This is a genomic window from Streptomyces sp. NPDC087310 (assembly GCF_044744405.1).
GTDB lineage: Bacteria > Actinomycetota > Actinomycetes > Streptomycetales > Streptomycetaceae > Streptomyces.
Genome location: NZ_JBIUYF010000004.1, coordinates 606,075 through 621,528, shown reverse-complemented (window position 1 = coordinate 621,528; position 15,454 = coordinate 606,075). Strand labels below are relative to the sequence as shown.

The following is a 15,454-nucleotide window of genomic DNA, read 5'->3' as shown; positions in this document are numbered from 1 at the left end:
TTCGGGTTCGGGTTCGGGTTCGGGTTCGGGCTGGAACTCGGGTTGGGATTCGGGAGGCAGTCATGGATCTCGTCATACGCGACGTACGCGTCGTCGACGGTACGGGCGGGGCGTCGTACCGGGCCGATGTCGGCATCGCGGGGGGCCGGATCGTCGAGATCCGGAAGGACGGCGGCAGCGGCCCGCGCCCGGCCGGCGCCCGGGTGCTGGACGGCGCCGGGCTCGCGCTCGCGCCCGGCTTCATCGACATGCACGCGCACAGCGACCTCGCGCTGCTGCGCGACCCCGACCACTCGGCGAAGGCCGCGCAGGGCGTGACCCTCGAAGTGATCGGCCAGGACGGCCTGTCGTACGCGCCCGTCGACGACGCCACCCTCGCCCAGATCAGGCAGGCGATCACCGGCTGGAACGGCGACGGCCACGACATCGACTTCGACTGGCGCACGGTCGGCGAGTATCTCGACCGGCTCGACCGCGCCTTCGAGGGCCAGGGTTTCGACGGCGGGGGCATCGCCGTCAACGCCGCCTATCTGATCCCCCAGGGCACGGTCCGTATGCACGCGGTCGGCTGGGACGACCGTCCCGCGACCGACACCGAACTCGCCCGGATGAAGCGGCTCGTGGCCGACTCGATGGAACAGGGCGCGGTCGGAATGTCCTCCGGGCTGACGTACACCCCGGGGATGTACGCGAACGACTCGGAACTGACCGAGCTGTGCCGGGTGGTGGCGCGGTACGGCGGCTACTACTGCCCGCACCACCGTTCGTACGGAGCCGGCGCGCTCCAGGCGTACGAGGAGATGGTGACGCTCACCCGGCAGGCCGGCTGCGCCCTCCATCTCGCGCACGCCACCATGAACTTCGGCGTGAACAAGGGCAGGGCGCCCGAACTGCTCGCCCTGCTCGACCGGGCACTGGACGAGGGCGCCGACATCTCCCTCGACACGTATCCGTACACCCCGGGCTGTACGACGCTCGTGGCGATGCTGCCCAGTTGGGCGAGCGAGGGCGGGCCCGACGGCGTCCTGGCGCGGCTGCGGGACGACGCGAGCGCCGAGCGGATCCGGTACGTGCTGGAGGAGGTCGGCGCGGACGGCTGTCACGGCGTGCCCATCGAGTGGGACACCATCGAGATCTCCGGCGTCTCGCACCCCGAGCTCGCCCACCACGTCGGCAGGACGGTCGCCGAGTCGGCGGAGCTGGCGGGCGAGTCGCCGTGGACCACGGCGCGCGGGCTGCTGATCGCGGACCGGCTCGGTTCGACGATCCTCCAGCACGTCGGGCACGAGGAGAACGTCCGCGCGATCATGCGCCACCGGGTCCACACGGGCGGCAGCGACGGCATCCTCCAGGGCGCCAAGCCGCACCCCCGCGCGTACGGCACCTTCCCGCGGTATCTGGGCCGGTACGCCCGTGACCTGGGCGTCCTCTCACTGGAGGAGTGCGTCGCCCATCTCACCGCGCGCCCGGCGGCCCGGCTGGGCCTGCGGGACCGGGGTCTGATCCGCGAGGGCTACCGCGCCGACCTGGTCCTCTTCGACCCGGACACGGTGGCGGCCGGCTCGACCTTCGAGGCGCCGCGCACCCTGCCGACCGGCATCCCGTACGTACTGATCGACGGCCGCTTCGTGATCGAGGACGGGCGCCGTACGAACGTACTGGCGGGGAGGTCGGTCCGGCGCGGCCGGTGAGCCGCGTGGGCACGGACGTGCCTGGTGGGAACGGGTGGGCGAGCCGCTTCACACAAACTCGTGACCCGGCCTCGGGAAACGGATCCTCATCCCCCTTTCGCTCGTCTCTCTCCCCGGACACGGTGGTCGGAGGCGGAAGCGGTGGGGACGATGGGGCGCTCGGGGACGGTGCGCGGGGGTGGGCGAGCGGCCGGCGCGCGGCTGCTGACGGTGGCGCTCGCGCTGGCCGGGGCGGCGCTGCTCGCGGGGTGCGGCGGGCGGACGGTGGACGAGAGCGACGCGAAGGCCCCGGCGCCGCGCCCCGGGGTGGCCTCGCCCGTACCGTCCCCACGGGACGGCGGGCGGAACGACCACTACAACGACAACGACACACGGAACGGCGCGCGGGACGAGGCGCAGGGCAGTACACGGGACGGCGGGCGCGACAGCGCGCGGGACCGGCGCGAGGAGCGTGCGCCCGCGCTGCCCCGGCAGACCTCCTCGCCGGACCCGAGGCTGCCGCCGCCCCGGGTCAGCATGGACATCGCCCACGCGGTGGAGGGCGGCGGCACGGCGGTCAACCTGACCATCGACGACGGCCCCGACCCCGTCTGGACGCCGCGCATCCTCACGATCCTCCGGGAGAACGGGGCGCGGGCGACCTTCTGCATGATCGGCCCACAGGCCGCCGCGCACCCGGCTCTGGTGCGGCGGGTGGTGGCCGAGGGGCACCGGCTGTGCGACCACTCCGTGGCCCACGACACCGGAATGGACCAGCGGTCACGTGCGTACCAGAGGGAGCAGATCCGCACGGCGGCCCGGCAGATCGAGCAGGCGTCCGGCGGGGTGAGGCCGCTGTACTACCGGGCCCCCGGGGGCGCCTTCACGCCGTACAGCCGGCAGATCGCGGCGGGCGCGGGGATGCGTCCGCTGGGCTGGAACGTGGACTCGAAGGACTTCGAGACGCCCGGCGCCGACGCCATCCTGCGCACGGTGAAGGACGAGCTGGGCAACGGCCCCACTCTCCTCTTCCACGACGGCGGGGGCGACCGCTCGCAGACGGCGCACGCGATGGAGCGGCTGCTGCCGTGGCTGCGCGGGAAGGGGTACGGCTTCGGCTTCCCGGAGCGCTGAGTCCACGGGCCGCGCCCCGTGCCACGCCCGTACGCCGTGCGGAGCAACGTGGGGAAAAACACCACGCGGGGTCCGTTACACGGCCGTAAGGTGGCGGACATGCAGGTCATCCAGTCGACGAAGCTCGCCAACGTCTGTTACGAGATCCGGGGGCCGGTCCTCGATGAGGCGATGCGGCTGGAGGCGGCGGGCCACCGCATCCTCAAGCTCAACACCGGCAACCCGGCCGCCTTCGGCTTCGAGTGCCCGCCCGAGATCCTGGAGGACATGCTCAGGAACCTGGGCGGCGCGCACGGCTACGGCGACGCGAAGGGGCTGCTGTCCGCCCGCCGCGCGGTCATGCAGCACTACCAGACCAAGGGCATCGACCTGGGCGTCGAGGACATCTACCTCGGCAACGGGGTCTCCGAGCTGATCCAGATGTCGATGCAGGCGCTGCTGGACGACGGCGACGAGGTGCTCGTACCGGCCCCGGACTATCCGCTGTGGACCGCGTCGGTCTCGCTCGCGGGCGGTACGGCCGTGCACTACCGCTGCGACGAGCAGGCCGACTGGATGCCGGACCTCGCGGACATCGAGCGGAAGATCACCGATCGTACGAAGGCGATCGTGATCATCAACCCGAACAACCCGACGGGTGCCGTATACGGCGAGGAGATGCTCGGCTCGCTCACCGAGATCGCCCGCCGCCACAACCTGGTCGTCTGCTCGGACGAGATCTACGACCGGATCCTGTACGACGGCACCACGCACACCCCGACCGCCGCCGTCGCGCCCGATCTGCTGACCCTCACGTTCAACGGGCTCTCCAAGAACTACCGGGTGGCCGGGTTCCGCTCCGGCTGGCTGGCGGTCTGCGGCCCCAAGGCGCACGCCTCCTCGTACATCGAGGGGCTGACGATCCTCGCCAACATGCGGCTGTGCGCGAACATGCCCTCGCAGCACGCGGTGGCCACCGCGCTGAACGGGCGGCAGTCGATCGAAGACCTGGTGCTGCCGGGCGGCCGGATCCTGGAGCAGCGGGACACGGCGTACGAACTGCTCACCCAGATCCCCGGCGTGACCTGCGTGAAGCCCAAGGGCGCGCTGTATCTCTTCCCCCGGCTGGACCCGAAGGTCTTCAAGATCAAGGACGACCGGCAGATGGTGCTCGATCTGCTGCGGGCCGAGAAGATCATGGTCGTGCACGGTACGGGGTTCAACTGGCCGGAGCCGGACCACTTCCGGATCGTCACGCTCCCGGCGGCGCAGGACCTGACGGACGCGGTGACGCGGATCGGGACGTTCCTGGACGGTTACTCCCAGCCGTAGGGCCCCCGCCCGCCCCTCGTGCGTCCCTCGTACGCCCCCCCGTACGACGAATGCCGGATCGCACTCAACTTTAGACTGGATCCAAGGTAGGATGGTCTCCTGACCACGCAAGGAGGCCGTCCCATGTACGAGCCCATCCGTACGAAGTCGGTCCACGCACTGGCCGACGACGCCGACTTTCCGCACCGGAGCCGCGAGGACGAGCTGAAGATCCAGCTCTCCGGTCATCTCTCCGCGCTCCTCGCGGTCACCGACGAGCTGGGGCTGGACGAGGCCGCGGAGGCCGTCGCCGGCCAGATCGGCAGGCTGCGCGGCGCCCCGCCGGCCCGGCACGCCGGGCTCAGCGGGGCCGACCAGGCGGCACTGCACCGCCGCGCCCTCGCGCTGGCGGGACGCGCCCTCGTCGTCGCCGCCGCGCGTGCGGACACGGCCGCGGCGATCCTCTCGGCCGAGCGCATGGACGCGCACACCGCCGCACTGGCCGAGCTGGTGCCGGAGCGGAGCCTCCCCGACCGGAGTCTCCCTGATCAGCGCCTCGTCGGCGCCCACTGACGGCCCCGGTCCGCGGGCCGCGGAGGCGCGCGGACCGGGTGCCACCCTCCGGCACCAGCCGGTCTGATGGGACGTTTCCCGCCCTGGGACGTTTCCGCCCTGGGCGTTTCCGCCCTGGACGTTTCCCGTCCTGAGGACGTTCTAGCCCAGGCGCTCGACCAGGGCGTGGTACTCGTCCCACAGTTCCTTCGGCGTATGGTCGCCGAAGGTGTTGAGGTGCTCGGGGACGAGCGCCGCCTCCTCGCGCCAGACGTCCTTGTCGACCGAGAGCAGGAAGTCCAGCTCCGCCTCCGAGAGCGCGAGGCCGTCGGTGTCGAGGGACTCCTTGGTCGGGAGCACGCCGATCGGGGTCTCGACACCCTCGGCCGTGCCGTCCAGGCGCTCCACGATCCACTTCAGGACGCGGCTGTTCTCGCCGAAGCCGGGCCAGACGAACGAGCCCTTCTCGTCCTTGCGGAACCAGTTGACGTAGTAGATCTTGGGCAGCTTCGAGCCGTCGCCCTTCTCCACCGCGTTCTGGCCGACCTTGACCCAGTGGCCCATGTAGTCGCCCATGTTGTAGCCGCAGAACGGCAGCATGGCGAACGGGTCGCGGCGCAGCTCACCGACCTTGCCCTCGGCGGCCGCCGTCTTCTCGGAGGCGACGTTGGCTCCGAGGAAGACACCGTGCTGCCAGTCGAAGGACTCGGTGACCAGCGGCACGGCGGAGGCGCGGCGACCGCCGAAGAGGATGGCCGAGATCGGGACGCCCTTGGGGTCCTCCCACTCGGGGGCGATGATCGGGCACTGTCCGGCGGGGACGGTGAAGCGGGCGTTGGGGTGGGCGGCGGGCGTGCCGGACTCCGGGGTCCAGTCGTTGCCCTTCCAGTCGGTGAGGTGCGCGGGCGGCTCCTCGGTCATGCCCTCCCACCAGACGTCGCCGTCGTCGGTGAGCGCGACGTTGGTGAAGACCGAGTTGCCCCACATCGTCTTCATGGCGTTGGCGTTGGTGTGCTCGCCGGTGCCGGGCGCGACGCCGAAGAAGCCCGCCTCGGGGTTGATCGCGTAGAGCCGGCCGTCCTCGCCGAACCGCATCCAGGCGATGTCGTCGCCGATGGTCTCCACGGTCCAGCCGGAGATGGTGGGCTCCAGCATGGCGAGGTTGGTCTTGCCGCAGGCGGACGGGAACGCGGCGGCGACGTACTTCGACTCGCCCTGCGGCGGCGTCAGCTTGAGGATCAGCATGTGCTCGGCGAGCCAGCCCTCGTCGCGCGCCATGACGGACGCGATGCGCAGGGCGTAGCACTTCTTGCCGAGCAGGGCGTTGCCGCCGTAGCCGGAGCCGTACGACCAGATCTCGCGGGACTCAGGGAAGTGCGAGATGTACTTGGTCGAGTTGCAGGGCCAGGGCACGTCGGCCTCGCCCTCGGCGAGCGGGGCGCCGAGGGTGTGGACGGCCTTGACGAAGAAGCCGTCGGAGCCCAGTTCGTCGAGGACGGGCTGTCCCATGCGGGTCATGGTGCGCATGGACGCCGCCACGTACGCGGAGTCGGTGATCTCGACGCCGATCGCGGAGAGCGGTGAGCCGAGGGGGCCCATGCAGAACGGGACGACGTACATCGTCCGGCCGCGCATGGAGCCGCGGAAGACGCCGCTCTCCCCTGTGAAGATCTCCCGCATCTCGGCGGGGGCCTTCCAGTGGTTGGTCGGACCCGCGTCCTCCTCCTTCTCGGAGCAGATGAAGGTCCGGTCCTCGACCCGCGCCACGTCGGAGGGGTCCGAGGCGGCGTAGTACGAGTTGGGGCGCTTGCCCGCGTCGAGCTTCTTGAACGTGCCCTTGGCGACGAGCTCCCCGCACAGGCGCTCGTACTCGCTCTCGGACCCGTCGCACCAGACCACGCTGTCCGGCTGGGTGAGGGCGGCGATCTCGTTCACCCAGGAGATCAGTCCCTGGTGACCGGTGGGCACCGCGCTGGAGATGGTGCCGGAGGTGGTGCCGGAAAAGCTGGAGGTGCTGGGAGCCGCGTTGTCGCGCGCCACGATCGCTCCTTGATGAGGGGTTTTGAGGTTGTCTGCCCCTTGGGGGCCTCGACCCGGATGCTTCGTAGCCGCTCATCCGGTGCCGACCGCACTCATTTGATCATCCGACCCATCCGCCCATATGTCCAGAGGGCCGCACACGTGAGCATCGCCACTCCGGGAGCACCCGGGGGACATGTGGAGGGCGCGTGTACGGCACCGGAAGGGCACCCTCGCGCCATGCGCGCGGTGCCGGGGGCAGTCGGGCGGCTAAGCCCCGCGACACCGGGGGACGGCCGGGCGCCCGTGCCGGAATTAACACGGCGGGACCGTCGTACCGGGGCGTAACCTACGGACCCGTAGGTAGCATGAACCCATGACTCCTGCCGCGCCCGACGCGCCCGCGAACCCCCCGCAGAACGAAGGGGGGCCGGCCACGATCCTGTCGCTGCCGATCCCGGACAAGCCGAAACTGCGCGGCTGGCTGCACGCGGGCATGTTCCCGGCCGTGCTGGTCGCGGGCGTGGCCCTGATCGCCCTGACCGGCTCCACCCGCGCCCGGGTCGCGTGCGGGATCTACGTCCTGACGGCCTGTCTGCTCTTCGGCGTCAGCGCGATCTACCACCGCGGCGAATGGGGCCCGCGCGGCGAGGCCGTACTGCGCCGGCTCGACCACGCCAACATCTTCCTGATCATCGCGGGCACGTACACCCCGCTGACGATGCTGCTGCTGCCGGACTCGACGGGCCGGACCCTGCTCTGGGCGGTCTGGGCGGCCGCCGCGGCGGGCATCGCCTTCCGGGTCTTCTGGGTCGGGGCCCCGCGCTGGCTCTACACACCGTGCTACATCGCGATGGGGTGGGCGGCGGTCTTCTTCCTGCCCGACTTCCTGCGGACGGGCGGGATCGCCGTACTGGTCCTCGTGATCGTCGGCGGGCTGCTGTACAGCGCGGGCGGCGTGATCTACGGGCTCAAGCGGCCGAATCCGTCACCGCGGTGGTTCGGCTTCCACGAGGTCTTCCACTCCTTCACCCTGGCCGCGTTCGTCGTGCACTTCGTCGGCATCTCGCTGGTCGCCTCGCAGCACTCCTGAGACCGCCGCCGCCGGCTCCGCACCGGTGGCGGTACCGGTGGCCGTACGGCGGTCGCGGTCCCCGCGCCACGCGGGCGACCGCAGCCGCGGCCGGGCGCCGGGCCGGGACGCCACGGCCACCCGCCAGGTCCCGACGGTGACGGCGAAGAGCACCACCCCCACCACCGCGACCTCGCCGACCAGCACGTACCCCCCGACACACAGCCCCGCCACGGCCGCGGCCAGCGCCCGAACGGCATCGCGCGTCCCGGCCATCCCGGCCCCCCTTCGGCACCCCGCCGGACATCATCTGATCGCCGACCGCCGACCGCCGACCGCCGATCGCCGACTACTGATCGCCGATCACTGATCGCTCACCAGTTCTCCACACATCGTCACACGCCTGACGGACAAATCAAGACGGCCCACGGCCGACCGGACGTGAACGGGACCCGAGCGGGAGATGGGCAGGCAGCGTCCCGGACATGTTCCGGAGGTGGCAGATGCACGACAATGAGGCCATGGCCGCGATCTCCCACACCCCCCTCGAAGAGCAGCTCTCCCAGCTCACCCTGCGCGAGCGCAAGAAGCTGAGAACGCGTGTGACCATCCGCCGCGCCACCTACCGGCTGATCACCGAGCAGGGGTACGAGGCGACGACCGTCGAGCAGATCGCGGAGGCGTCCGAGGTCTCCCCCTCCACCGTCTTCCGCTATTTCCCCACCAAGGAGGACATCGTCCTCACCAACGCGTACGACCCGGCGATCGCGGCGGCCCTGCGGGCCCGCCCGGCCGGCGAGTCCCCGTTGGATTCGCTGCGCGCCGTGATCACGGAAGCGCTGGAGCGGTCCGTGACCCATGAGCCGGAGGAGCTGACCGAGCGGACGAGGCTGCTGGTCCGGGTCCCCGCCGTCCGGGCCAGGATGACCGAGACCATGTCGGTGACGGCGAAGCTCCTCGCCGATGTCCTCGCGGAGCGCACCGGCCGGGACGCCGACGACCTGGACCTGCGGATCTTCGTCGCCGCCGTGCTCAGCGCGCTGCGCGAGGTCACCCTGCACTGGGGCGAGCACGGCTGCCAGGGCGATCCGGTGGCCCTGATCCACCGGGCCCTCGACCGCCTCGAAGGCGGCCTGCGCCTCTGAGCCCGCTCCCCTCCTCATCCCTTCCCCCTTTGGCGCTCAGGCGTTGGCCGGGAAGGCGATGACCAGGGCGGATTCGTTGTCCGGGAGGTAGTGGACGTTCACGACCCGGCCCACCTGGACATGCTGGACCGCGCGCGGCGGCAGGTACTTCACGACCTCGGTGGTGAAGCTGGTGCCGTCGGGACGGGTGACCCCCAGGCCGATCACCAGCCGCGGGTTGCCGCCGCGCAGCTCCCCCGGCACCTCCAGCGAGCGCACCACGGCCTGGGCCGCCACCCCGTGTTCGGCGATCTGGAGGTTCTCCCGGGTGGTGACGCCCTGCCGGACCATCGCCTCGTTCAGGGCGTGCTGGGCCTGCACCGTGTCGCCGGAGCGGTCGATCTCCACCTTGTCCGTACGGCCCGGCAGATAGCGGACCGGCAGCATGGCGCCCGGCTGGAACAGGGCGACGTCCGTCATCGGCACGACCAGCCGGGCGTACGAGGCGAACGTGGCACCGTCCGCGCCCTGCACCGACAGGTCGATCCGCAGCTCCGGCTGGTCGTTGAGGGACATCCCGGTGGGCCGGGTCCCGGTGACGGTCCCGACGCCGATCAGGCCGTCCCGGAAGGCGGCGCTGTTGCGGCCGGAGAACGCCGCCATCACGCTGTCGCCGGTGAAGGCGAACGCGAAGGGCACCACCGTGCAGGCGACGATCGGCGCGATCATCTGCGGCCCGACCCAGGCGAGGAAGGCGAAGCCCTCCTCGGTCTCCCGGGTCAGCCCGTTCCAGAGGTAGTAGCCGATCGAGCCGACGAGGAACAGCAGGGCCGCGGCCCGGATGAGCTTCTTCATGGTGGTCCGTCCTTCTTTCCGACTCACTCGTCCAGGGCCCCTGAGGGCCGGTACGAGGACCGTAGGAACGGCCGTCCGCCTACCGATCCCAGGTTTGGGCAGGGCCGGGGCGCGCGCTTAGCCTGACGTCATGCCGACAGGGGTGGGGATGGCGCGGGATGTCCGGCCACGGGCGATGGTCCTGCACGAGGTGTGGCGGGAACTCGACGGTGTCGACGCGCTCAGCGGCCCCCAGGGCGGACCGCTCAGCCGTACGGTGAAGCTCGTCCTCGACCCGCTGGTGATCCGCCCCGTCCTCCATCCACGGTGCGCGGGCCCGCTGGTGACGGCCGACGGGGCGGCGCTGCTCGCCACGCTCGTCCACGCGGCGGGCGGCACGCTGCGCGCGACGGCCGCGTGGTTCGCCCTGCTCAAGCGGGTACGGCGGGAGCTGCGCATCACCGAAGGGCATCCGCAGGACCTCTACTTCCAGCGCTGCTTCGAACTCGCCACCACCCTGGGGCCGCCCGACGCCACCACGGGCCGGCCGACCGCCGAGGAGACGCTGCGCGAGGTCCACGGCTCGGCGCGCGGCCGTACGACACGGGCCCTGCGGGAGTACGTCACGGACCCGGCCCACCACGGCGAACTGACGGCCGCGCTGGAGCGCGCGTGGGCCGACCGGCACCGGGCGCACCCACGCGTTCCGGCCACGTCGGGGGCGGAGCCGCCCGCGGTACGGGACGTGCTCGACGCCTGTCCGGGCCGAGACCGCGGCGACGGCCACGACGGCGGTACGGCGCTGCTCCGGCTGGTCGCGGACTCCGCGGGGACGACGGCGGGCCACGCCCTGTGGGACACACCCCCGGAGCCCGGATCCCCCGGGCCCCTCGGCTTCCCCGGACGGGCCGCGCGCGAACTGGGGCTGACCGTGCGTCCGGTGCCGGTCGCCCCCGGCCTCGGCGGGTCCGCGTCGACCGCGGCGATGGGGCCGCCGTTCGACCGTACGGTCCACGAGCGGGTCTTCAGCGTGCTGCACGCGTCGAGCGACCGGGCCGGACTCGCCCCCGTACCCGAACTGGTGCGGCGGGAGATCGCCCGGAGCTGCGCGCCCTGGGCGCTGGCGGACGAGTCGCTGCGCGTCGCCGCGACGGTGGGTACGGAACTCGCCCTGGGGCTGCGCCCGTTGGGCGAGGACCCGGCGGCAGCGGTCGCCGAGGCCCCGACGACGGAGGCGCACCGGATCGTCAACAGCCGCTGGCGGCGCGAGGCGTATGTCCTCCAGGCGCGGCGGCTCGCGCTCTCCGGCGCCAAGGCCGACCCTGTGGAAGGCTCCGTGGCGGAACCTCTCGCGCGGATCGCGGAGGACCTCCGTACCCCGTGGCGGGCGTATCTGCGACGGCTGTGGGTACGGCTGCACGGGCGCGATGTGCGGGAGGCGCCCATGGACGACCTCGCGGGGCTGTGGGACGTCCTGGACGGGGTCGCGCGCTCGGTGATCCTCGACCACCGGGGCCGGGTCAGACAGGCCCTCAGCACCCGGCCCGCAAGCGCCCGTCCCGTACCGGAAGGAAGCGTCTGATGGCCGCCACCGTACGGATCACCCGCGACGGACATCTGGACCGCATCACCCCGGACCCGGCATCCGGCGCCGCGACGGGCCCGAGCGTGCTGGACGGTGATCCGGGCGTGGACGTGGCCGTGCTGGAGGTGGCGGGCGGGCATCTGACCTGGAGCGTCCTGGCGCCGGCGGCCCCGCCGGTGGCCGTGCTGGACGATGCCGACCTGGCCCAGGAGTGGGTGTGGGCGGTGTACGGCGAGCGGGTCGCGCTGGCCCTGGCCGACGGCGGCGGCGTGGTCGACGGTACGGAACCGGCGCTGCCCGCGCTGGCGGCGAGCGCGCGGCGGCTGGCGTACGCGCACTGGGCGGCGCGCTGGTGGCCCGCCTCGGTGATCGACTCCATCCCGCCGCTGGACGGGCACCTGCTCGACCGGGAGATCGCGGAGCTGACCGAGGCGTGCGATCCGCTCTTCGCGGGCCGGGACGATCCGGCGGACACCGCTTTCGACATCGACATCGACGCCGTCGGCATCGAGCATCCGCTGCCCCGCCCCGGCGACTACGCGCTCACGGCCGGCCCGGAGGCTTCGGAGGTTCCGTCGGACGGCCTGACACTGGCGCGCGGCACGGGCGGCTTGGACTGGCGGCGCTGTCCGCCGGGGCTGGTCGACGCCTCGGAGCGCGCCGTGTCCTGGGAGGTCGTACGGGCCGCCGCGCGCACCACCGTCATGGTGCAGGTCGTCGCCGCGCCCGGACCGGCCCTGGCCGACCGGCGGCTGACACCCCGCGCCGCAGTCAGCGGGGTGGCCGATCCGCTGGACATCGGGCTGCGCCGGGTGGCCGACGCGTGGCTGGGGGACGCGCGGGTGAGCGGCGTGGAGGGCGTTCCGGGTACGGGTACGGGGATGGCGGTCGACGTCTACCTCCCGGGGTTCGGCCCGCCCGTACGGCCAGGGCCCGGGGACCGTCTGACCACGGACCGTCGGCCCACGGACCGTCGGCCCACGGACCGTCTGACCAGGGAGCGTCTGACCAGGGAGCGGATACGGGACCTCGCCCGCGCGCGGCTGGCGGGGGCGCGGAACGGCTCCACGGCCGGGCACGGTGCGCCGCTGCTGGCCGAGATCGCGGCGGCCTCCGACGACTCGGACTTCTGATGGCATCCGACGAACCCTCCGCCCTGCCCGTGTCCGCCCCCATATCCGCGCTCATCGACGCGGGCAACGACGCCTTCCTCCGGGGCGAGTTCACCGTCGCCCACGCGCGGTTCGACCAGGCGGTCGAGGCCGCCGCCCGCCATCCGGCGACCCTCGATCTCCGTACGCAGGCCCTGATCAACCGGGCGAGCACGGCGGACCGGATGGGCGACCACCCGGCCGCCGTCGCCTCGTTCCGCGAGGCGCTCGGCCTCTGCGGGCGGCTGGCGGGAACGGCCGCCACCGAGGACCCCGTCGTCGCGGCTGCCGTCACGGTGCTGCGGGCGTCGGCCCTCGTCAATCTCTCCCAAGCCCTGTTGAACACCGGGGACTTGGCCGCCGCCCTGCGCGCCCTGGAACAGGCCAGGGAACTGCTCGACCCGAAGGACGAGATCCTTCCCGAGGACACCGCCGATCTCTTCATCGGCGCTCTCGTCGCGCTCACCGCGCTCACCATCCAGCGCGAGGAGTGGTCCAGGGCCCACGAGTTGGCCGCCGAATCCCTCGATGTGGTGCTGCGGCACCGTCCCGTGCTGGCCGGACGGCCGCTGATGAATCTCTCGGCGGTCCATATCGCCACCGGACGGCCCGAACTCGGCGAGGACTTCGCTTACCAGGCGATCGCCGCGTTCGAGGCGTCGGACACCCCGTCCGGGGTCGCCGAGACACGGCAGAGCCTGGCGCAGCTCTTTCTGCGCTCGGGCCGGATCGCCGAGGCGGAGCCGCTTCTCGCCGCGAGCCAGGAGTTCTTCGACCGGGCCGGGATGGCTCGCCAGTCCGCCTTCGGCCTCGATCTGCTGGGGCTGCTGGCCGCGCTGCGCGGCGATCAGGCCGGGGCGGTCGAGCTGTACGGCCGGAGCCTGGCGCGGTTCGAGGAGGCCGGGGCGCTGATCGCCGCCGCCGAGGTGCGCGTACGGCTGGCGGCCGGGCTGCACGCCCAGCGCCGGTACGACGAGAGCGAGGCCCAACTGGCGTGTGCGCAGGAGGCGTTCACGCGGAGCGGGCTCGGACTGCGCCGGGCCCAGACGGACTTCTTCCACGCCGCGCTCCTGGAGGACCGCGTGTCCGCAGGCGCTGTCGGCCCTACCGGACCGGCGTTGCTCGGCCGGGCCGTCGCGCTGGCCGTACCGGCGGCGCTCGCCCTCGACGCGGTGCGGTTCACGCTGGCCAACGGCGCGCAGCGGGAGCGGTGGCACCGCGCGCTCGCGGAACCGGCGATGCGGCTGGCGTTCCGGCTGGCCACCCGGGCGGGCGCGGCGGATCTGGTGGCCGAGCTGATCGAGTCGCGGTGCGCGGGAACCCCACTGCGGGACGCCGCGCCCGGCGACGCGGACACGGACCCAGATACAGATACAGATACAGAAACAGCTACGGGGAGCGGAGCCACGGAAGCCGGCGGCTCCCCCGGGCTCGAACCACCCGATTTCCTGCACCCGTTGGCCTTCCCCGGCCAGATGGACGCCGCCGTCCCTGCCCACGCGGAGGACCCCGGCGACGCCTTCCAGCTCGGCGCCGCCCTCGCCGGGGTGGCGGCGGGCGCCGGGCTGCCGGTCGCCCCGCCGCCCCGGCTGGCCCTCACCCGTACGGGAACGACGGTCGCCCTGGCGTCGTACCTCACGCGGGCCGAGGCGCGCTACGGCGCCCGGATCCGTACCGCCAGGGTGGTGCCGACATGGTGAACGCCCCCATGGCCCGGCCGACCGCCCTGGTGCGGATGGCCGACGCCGGAGACCTCTACATCTCCTGGCGCTGGACGCACGATCTGGCCGCGACCGGTATCGGGATCGTCCCCCGCGCCCAGCTCACCGCCGCGATCACGGCGCTGAACGACGCCCTGCCGGACGCGGGCGCGGACCCGCTCAGGCACGCCCTCACCGACGGCGCCTTCGCCTCGTACGGCAGCGAACTCGCCCTGGCCGAGGTGCTGTCGCGGACCTTCCTCCCGTACGGCCTGGCCAAGCAGCTCTACGAGCTGTACCAGCGCGGCGTCCGTCCCCATCTGCGGATCCAGCCCTCGCCGCGCGTGGCGCAGGTCCCCTGGGAACTCCTCGCGCCCGACCCGGACGTGCGGCTGGTGGAGATCGCGGACATCAGCCTGCTGGCCCCGGCGAGCGTCGTGCACGCCGCCGGCCGGCCCGTCCGGCCATGGGCGGGCTCCCGCCATCTGCCGGTCGTGGGCGTCCTCGATCCCCGGGTGCCCGGGTTCCGCGCGGACTCGGCGCTCGGCTCCGTACTGGGCCGGATGACGGCGGGCGATCCGGTGGCCGAGCTGGTCGCCGGGTACGTGGCCCAGCGGCGCTGGCGGCCGGAGGTGGCGGACCCGGTCGAGGCGTTCCGCCGTACCGACGTGGACCGGGAGTGGCTCGGTGCGGCGCTCGGGGCGGGCGCTTCGCGGCTGTTGTACGTCGGCCATGTGACGGCGGCGGCCCCCGCCACCGGGCAGAGCGAGGACGCCCAGCTCCATCTGGCGTGTGGCGCGGACGCCGTGGGGTTCGCCCCGCCGGTCCGGGCCCACCGGCCGCTGTCCGCGAAGGATCTGCTGCTGGGGACGCACGGGCTGCCGGACGCGGACCCCGCGGACACCACGGGCCGGGCACGGTGGCCGGTCCCCAGCCGGGTGGCGCTGATCGCCTGCGAGAGCGGTGGGGATCTGCGGTTCGGCGAGGCGCTCGGGCTGGCCACCGCGATGGTGCACGGCGGCGCCGAGACCGTCACCACGGGGCGCTGGACGCTCCCCACCGATCTGGCCTTCCACCGGATCGCCGGGACGGCGCCGACCTCGCGCCCGCTCCAGGACGTGGTCCGCGCGATCGACGCCGCGCACGAGGAGGACGACGCGGTCCTGGCCCACGGCGACTGGCAGCGGGAGCGGCTGGCCGCGTGGCGCGCGCTGCGTACGGTCGAGCACTCGCCGGTGCTGTGGGGCGCGTTCGCCACGCTCAGCACGGCCCCCACCGACTGAGGCGTGTTCGAAATGTGGTGACGGTGCTTTTCGTATCGCG

Annotated in this window: 12 protein-coding genes; 10 read left to right on the top strand and 2 right to left on the bottom strand. The window is 72.7% G+C overall.

From position 1 onward, the window contains the following. Positions 1–62: 62 nt before the first annotated feature. The 4 genes from ACIO3P_RS17985 (at position 63) to ACIO3P_RS17970 (ending at position 4,667) form a co-directional block, all read left to right on the top strand. A complete protein-coding gene (locus ACIO3P_RS17985) occupies positions 63–1,691 on the top strand; it encodes an amidohydrolase family protein (protein ID WP_401851548.1) in 1,629 nt (542 codons plus the stop codon). A gap of 141 nt (positions 1,692–1,832) precedes the next feature. Next, the gene (locus ACIO3P_RS17980) at positions 1,833–2,804 is read left to right on the top strand and encodes a polysaccharide deacetylase family protein (protein WP_401851551.1); all 972 of its coding nucleotides are present in this window, start codon (positions 1,833–1,835) and stop codon (positions 2,802–2,804) included. 99 nt (positions 2,805–2,903) lie between these two features. Further along, on the top strand, positions 2,904–4,115 hold the full coding sequence (locus ACIO3P_RS17975; protein WP_329828995.1) for a pyridoxal phosphate-dependent aminotransferase: 1,212 nt from the start codon (positions 2,904–2,906) through the stop codon (positions 4,113–4,115). A gap of 123 nt (positions 4,116–4,238) precedes the next feature. Continuing rightward, positions 4,239–4,667, top strand: a complete 429-nt coding sequence (locus ACIO3P_RS17970; RefSeq protein ID WP_329828994.1) for a hypothetical protein — start codon at positions 4,239–4,241, stop codon at positions 4,665–4,667. 141 nt (positions 4,668–4,808) lie between these two features. Here the strand turns inward: ACIO3P_RS17970 and ACIO3P_RS17965 are convergent, their stop codons facing one another. Next, positions 4,809–6,686 (bottom strand): phosphoenolpyruvate carboxykinase (GTP), encoded by a 1,878-nt coding sequence (locus tag ACIO3P_RS17965; protein WP_401851553.1) that lies wholly within the window; start codon positions 6,684–6,686, stop codon positions 4,809–4,811. 355 nt (positions 6,687–7,041) lie between these two features. On the opposite strand from ACIO3P_RS17965, the gene ACIO3P_RS17960 reads away from it, so the two are divergent. Both ACIO3P_RS17960 and ACIO3P_RS17955 read left to right on the top strand, forming a co-directional pair. Further along, on the top strand, positions 7,042–7,758 hold the full coding sequence (locus ACIO3P_RS17960; RefSeq protein ID WP_329828993.1) for a hemolysin III family protein: 717 nt from the start codon (positions 7,042–7,044) through the stop codon (positions 7,756–7,758). Positions 7,759–8,258: 500 nt separating this feature from the next. After that, positions 8,259–8,882, top strand: a complete 624-nt coding sequence (locus ACIO3P_RS17955; RefSeq protein ID WP_329829670.1) for a TetR family transcriptional regulator — start codon at positions 8,259–8,261, stop codon at positions 8,880–8,882. Positions 8,883–8,918: 36 nt separating this feature from the next. Here the strand turns inward: ACIO3P_RS17955 and ACIO3P_RS17950 are convergent, their stop codons facing one another. Next, entirely contained in the window at positions 8,919–9,716 is a 798-nt protein-coding gene (locus tag ACIO3P_RS17950) for a hypothetical protein (protein WP_329828991.1), read from the bottom strand. Between the two features lie 130 nt (positions 9,717–9,846). On the opposite strand from ACIO3P_RS17950, the gene ACIO3P_RS17945 reads away from it, so the two are divergent. The 4 genes from ACIO3P_RS17945 to ACIO3P_RS17930 are packed head-to-tail and all read left to right on the top strand — an operon-like array spanning position 9,847 to position 15,414. After that, positions 9,847–11,277, top strand: a complete 1,431-nt coding sequence (locus tag ACIO3P_RS17945) for a hypothetical protein (RefSeq protein WP_401851556.1) — start codon at positions 9,847–9,849, stop codon at positions 11,275–11,277. Further along, positions 11,277–12,413, top strand: coding sequence for a hypothetical protein (locus ACIO3P_RS17940; RefSeq protein ID WP_401851559.1), 1,137 nt, complete (start codon positions 11,277–11,279; stop codon positions 12,411–12,413). Before ACIO3P_RS17945 ends, ACIO3P_RS17940 begins: the two co-directional genes overlap by 1 nt. Continuing rightward, complete coding sequence (locus ACIO3P_RS17935) at positions 12,413–14,131, top strand: hypothetical protein (protein ID WP_401851562.1); 1,719 nt, start codon at positions 12,413–12,415, stop codon at positions 14,129–14,131. Before ACIO3P_RS17940 ends, ACIO3P_RS17935 begins: the two co-directional genes overlap by 1 nt. Next, positions 14,125–15,414 carry a CHAT domain-containing protein gene (locus ACIO3P_RS17930; protein WP_401851564.1) on the top strand — a complete coding sequence of 430 codons (1,290 nt, stop codon included), beginning with the start codon at positions 14,125–14,127 and terminating at the stop codon, positions 15,412–15,414. Before ACIO3P_RS17935 ends, ACIO3P_RS17930 begins: the two co-directional genes overlap by 7 nt. Positions 15,415–15,454: the final 40 nt, after the last annotated feature.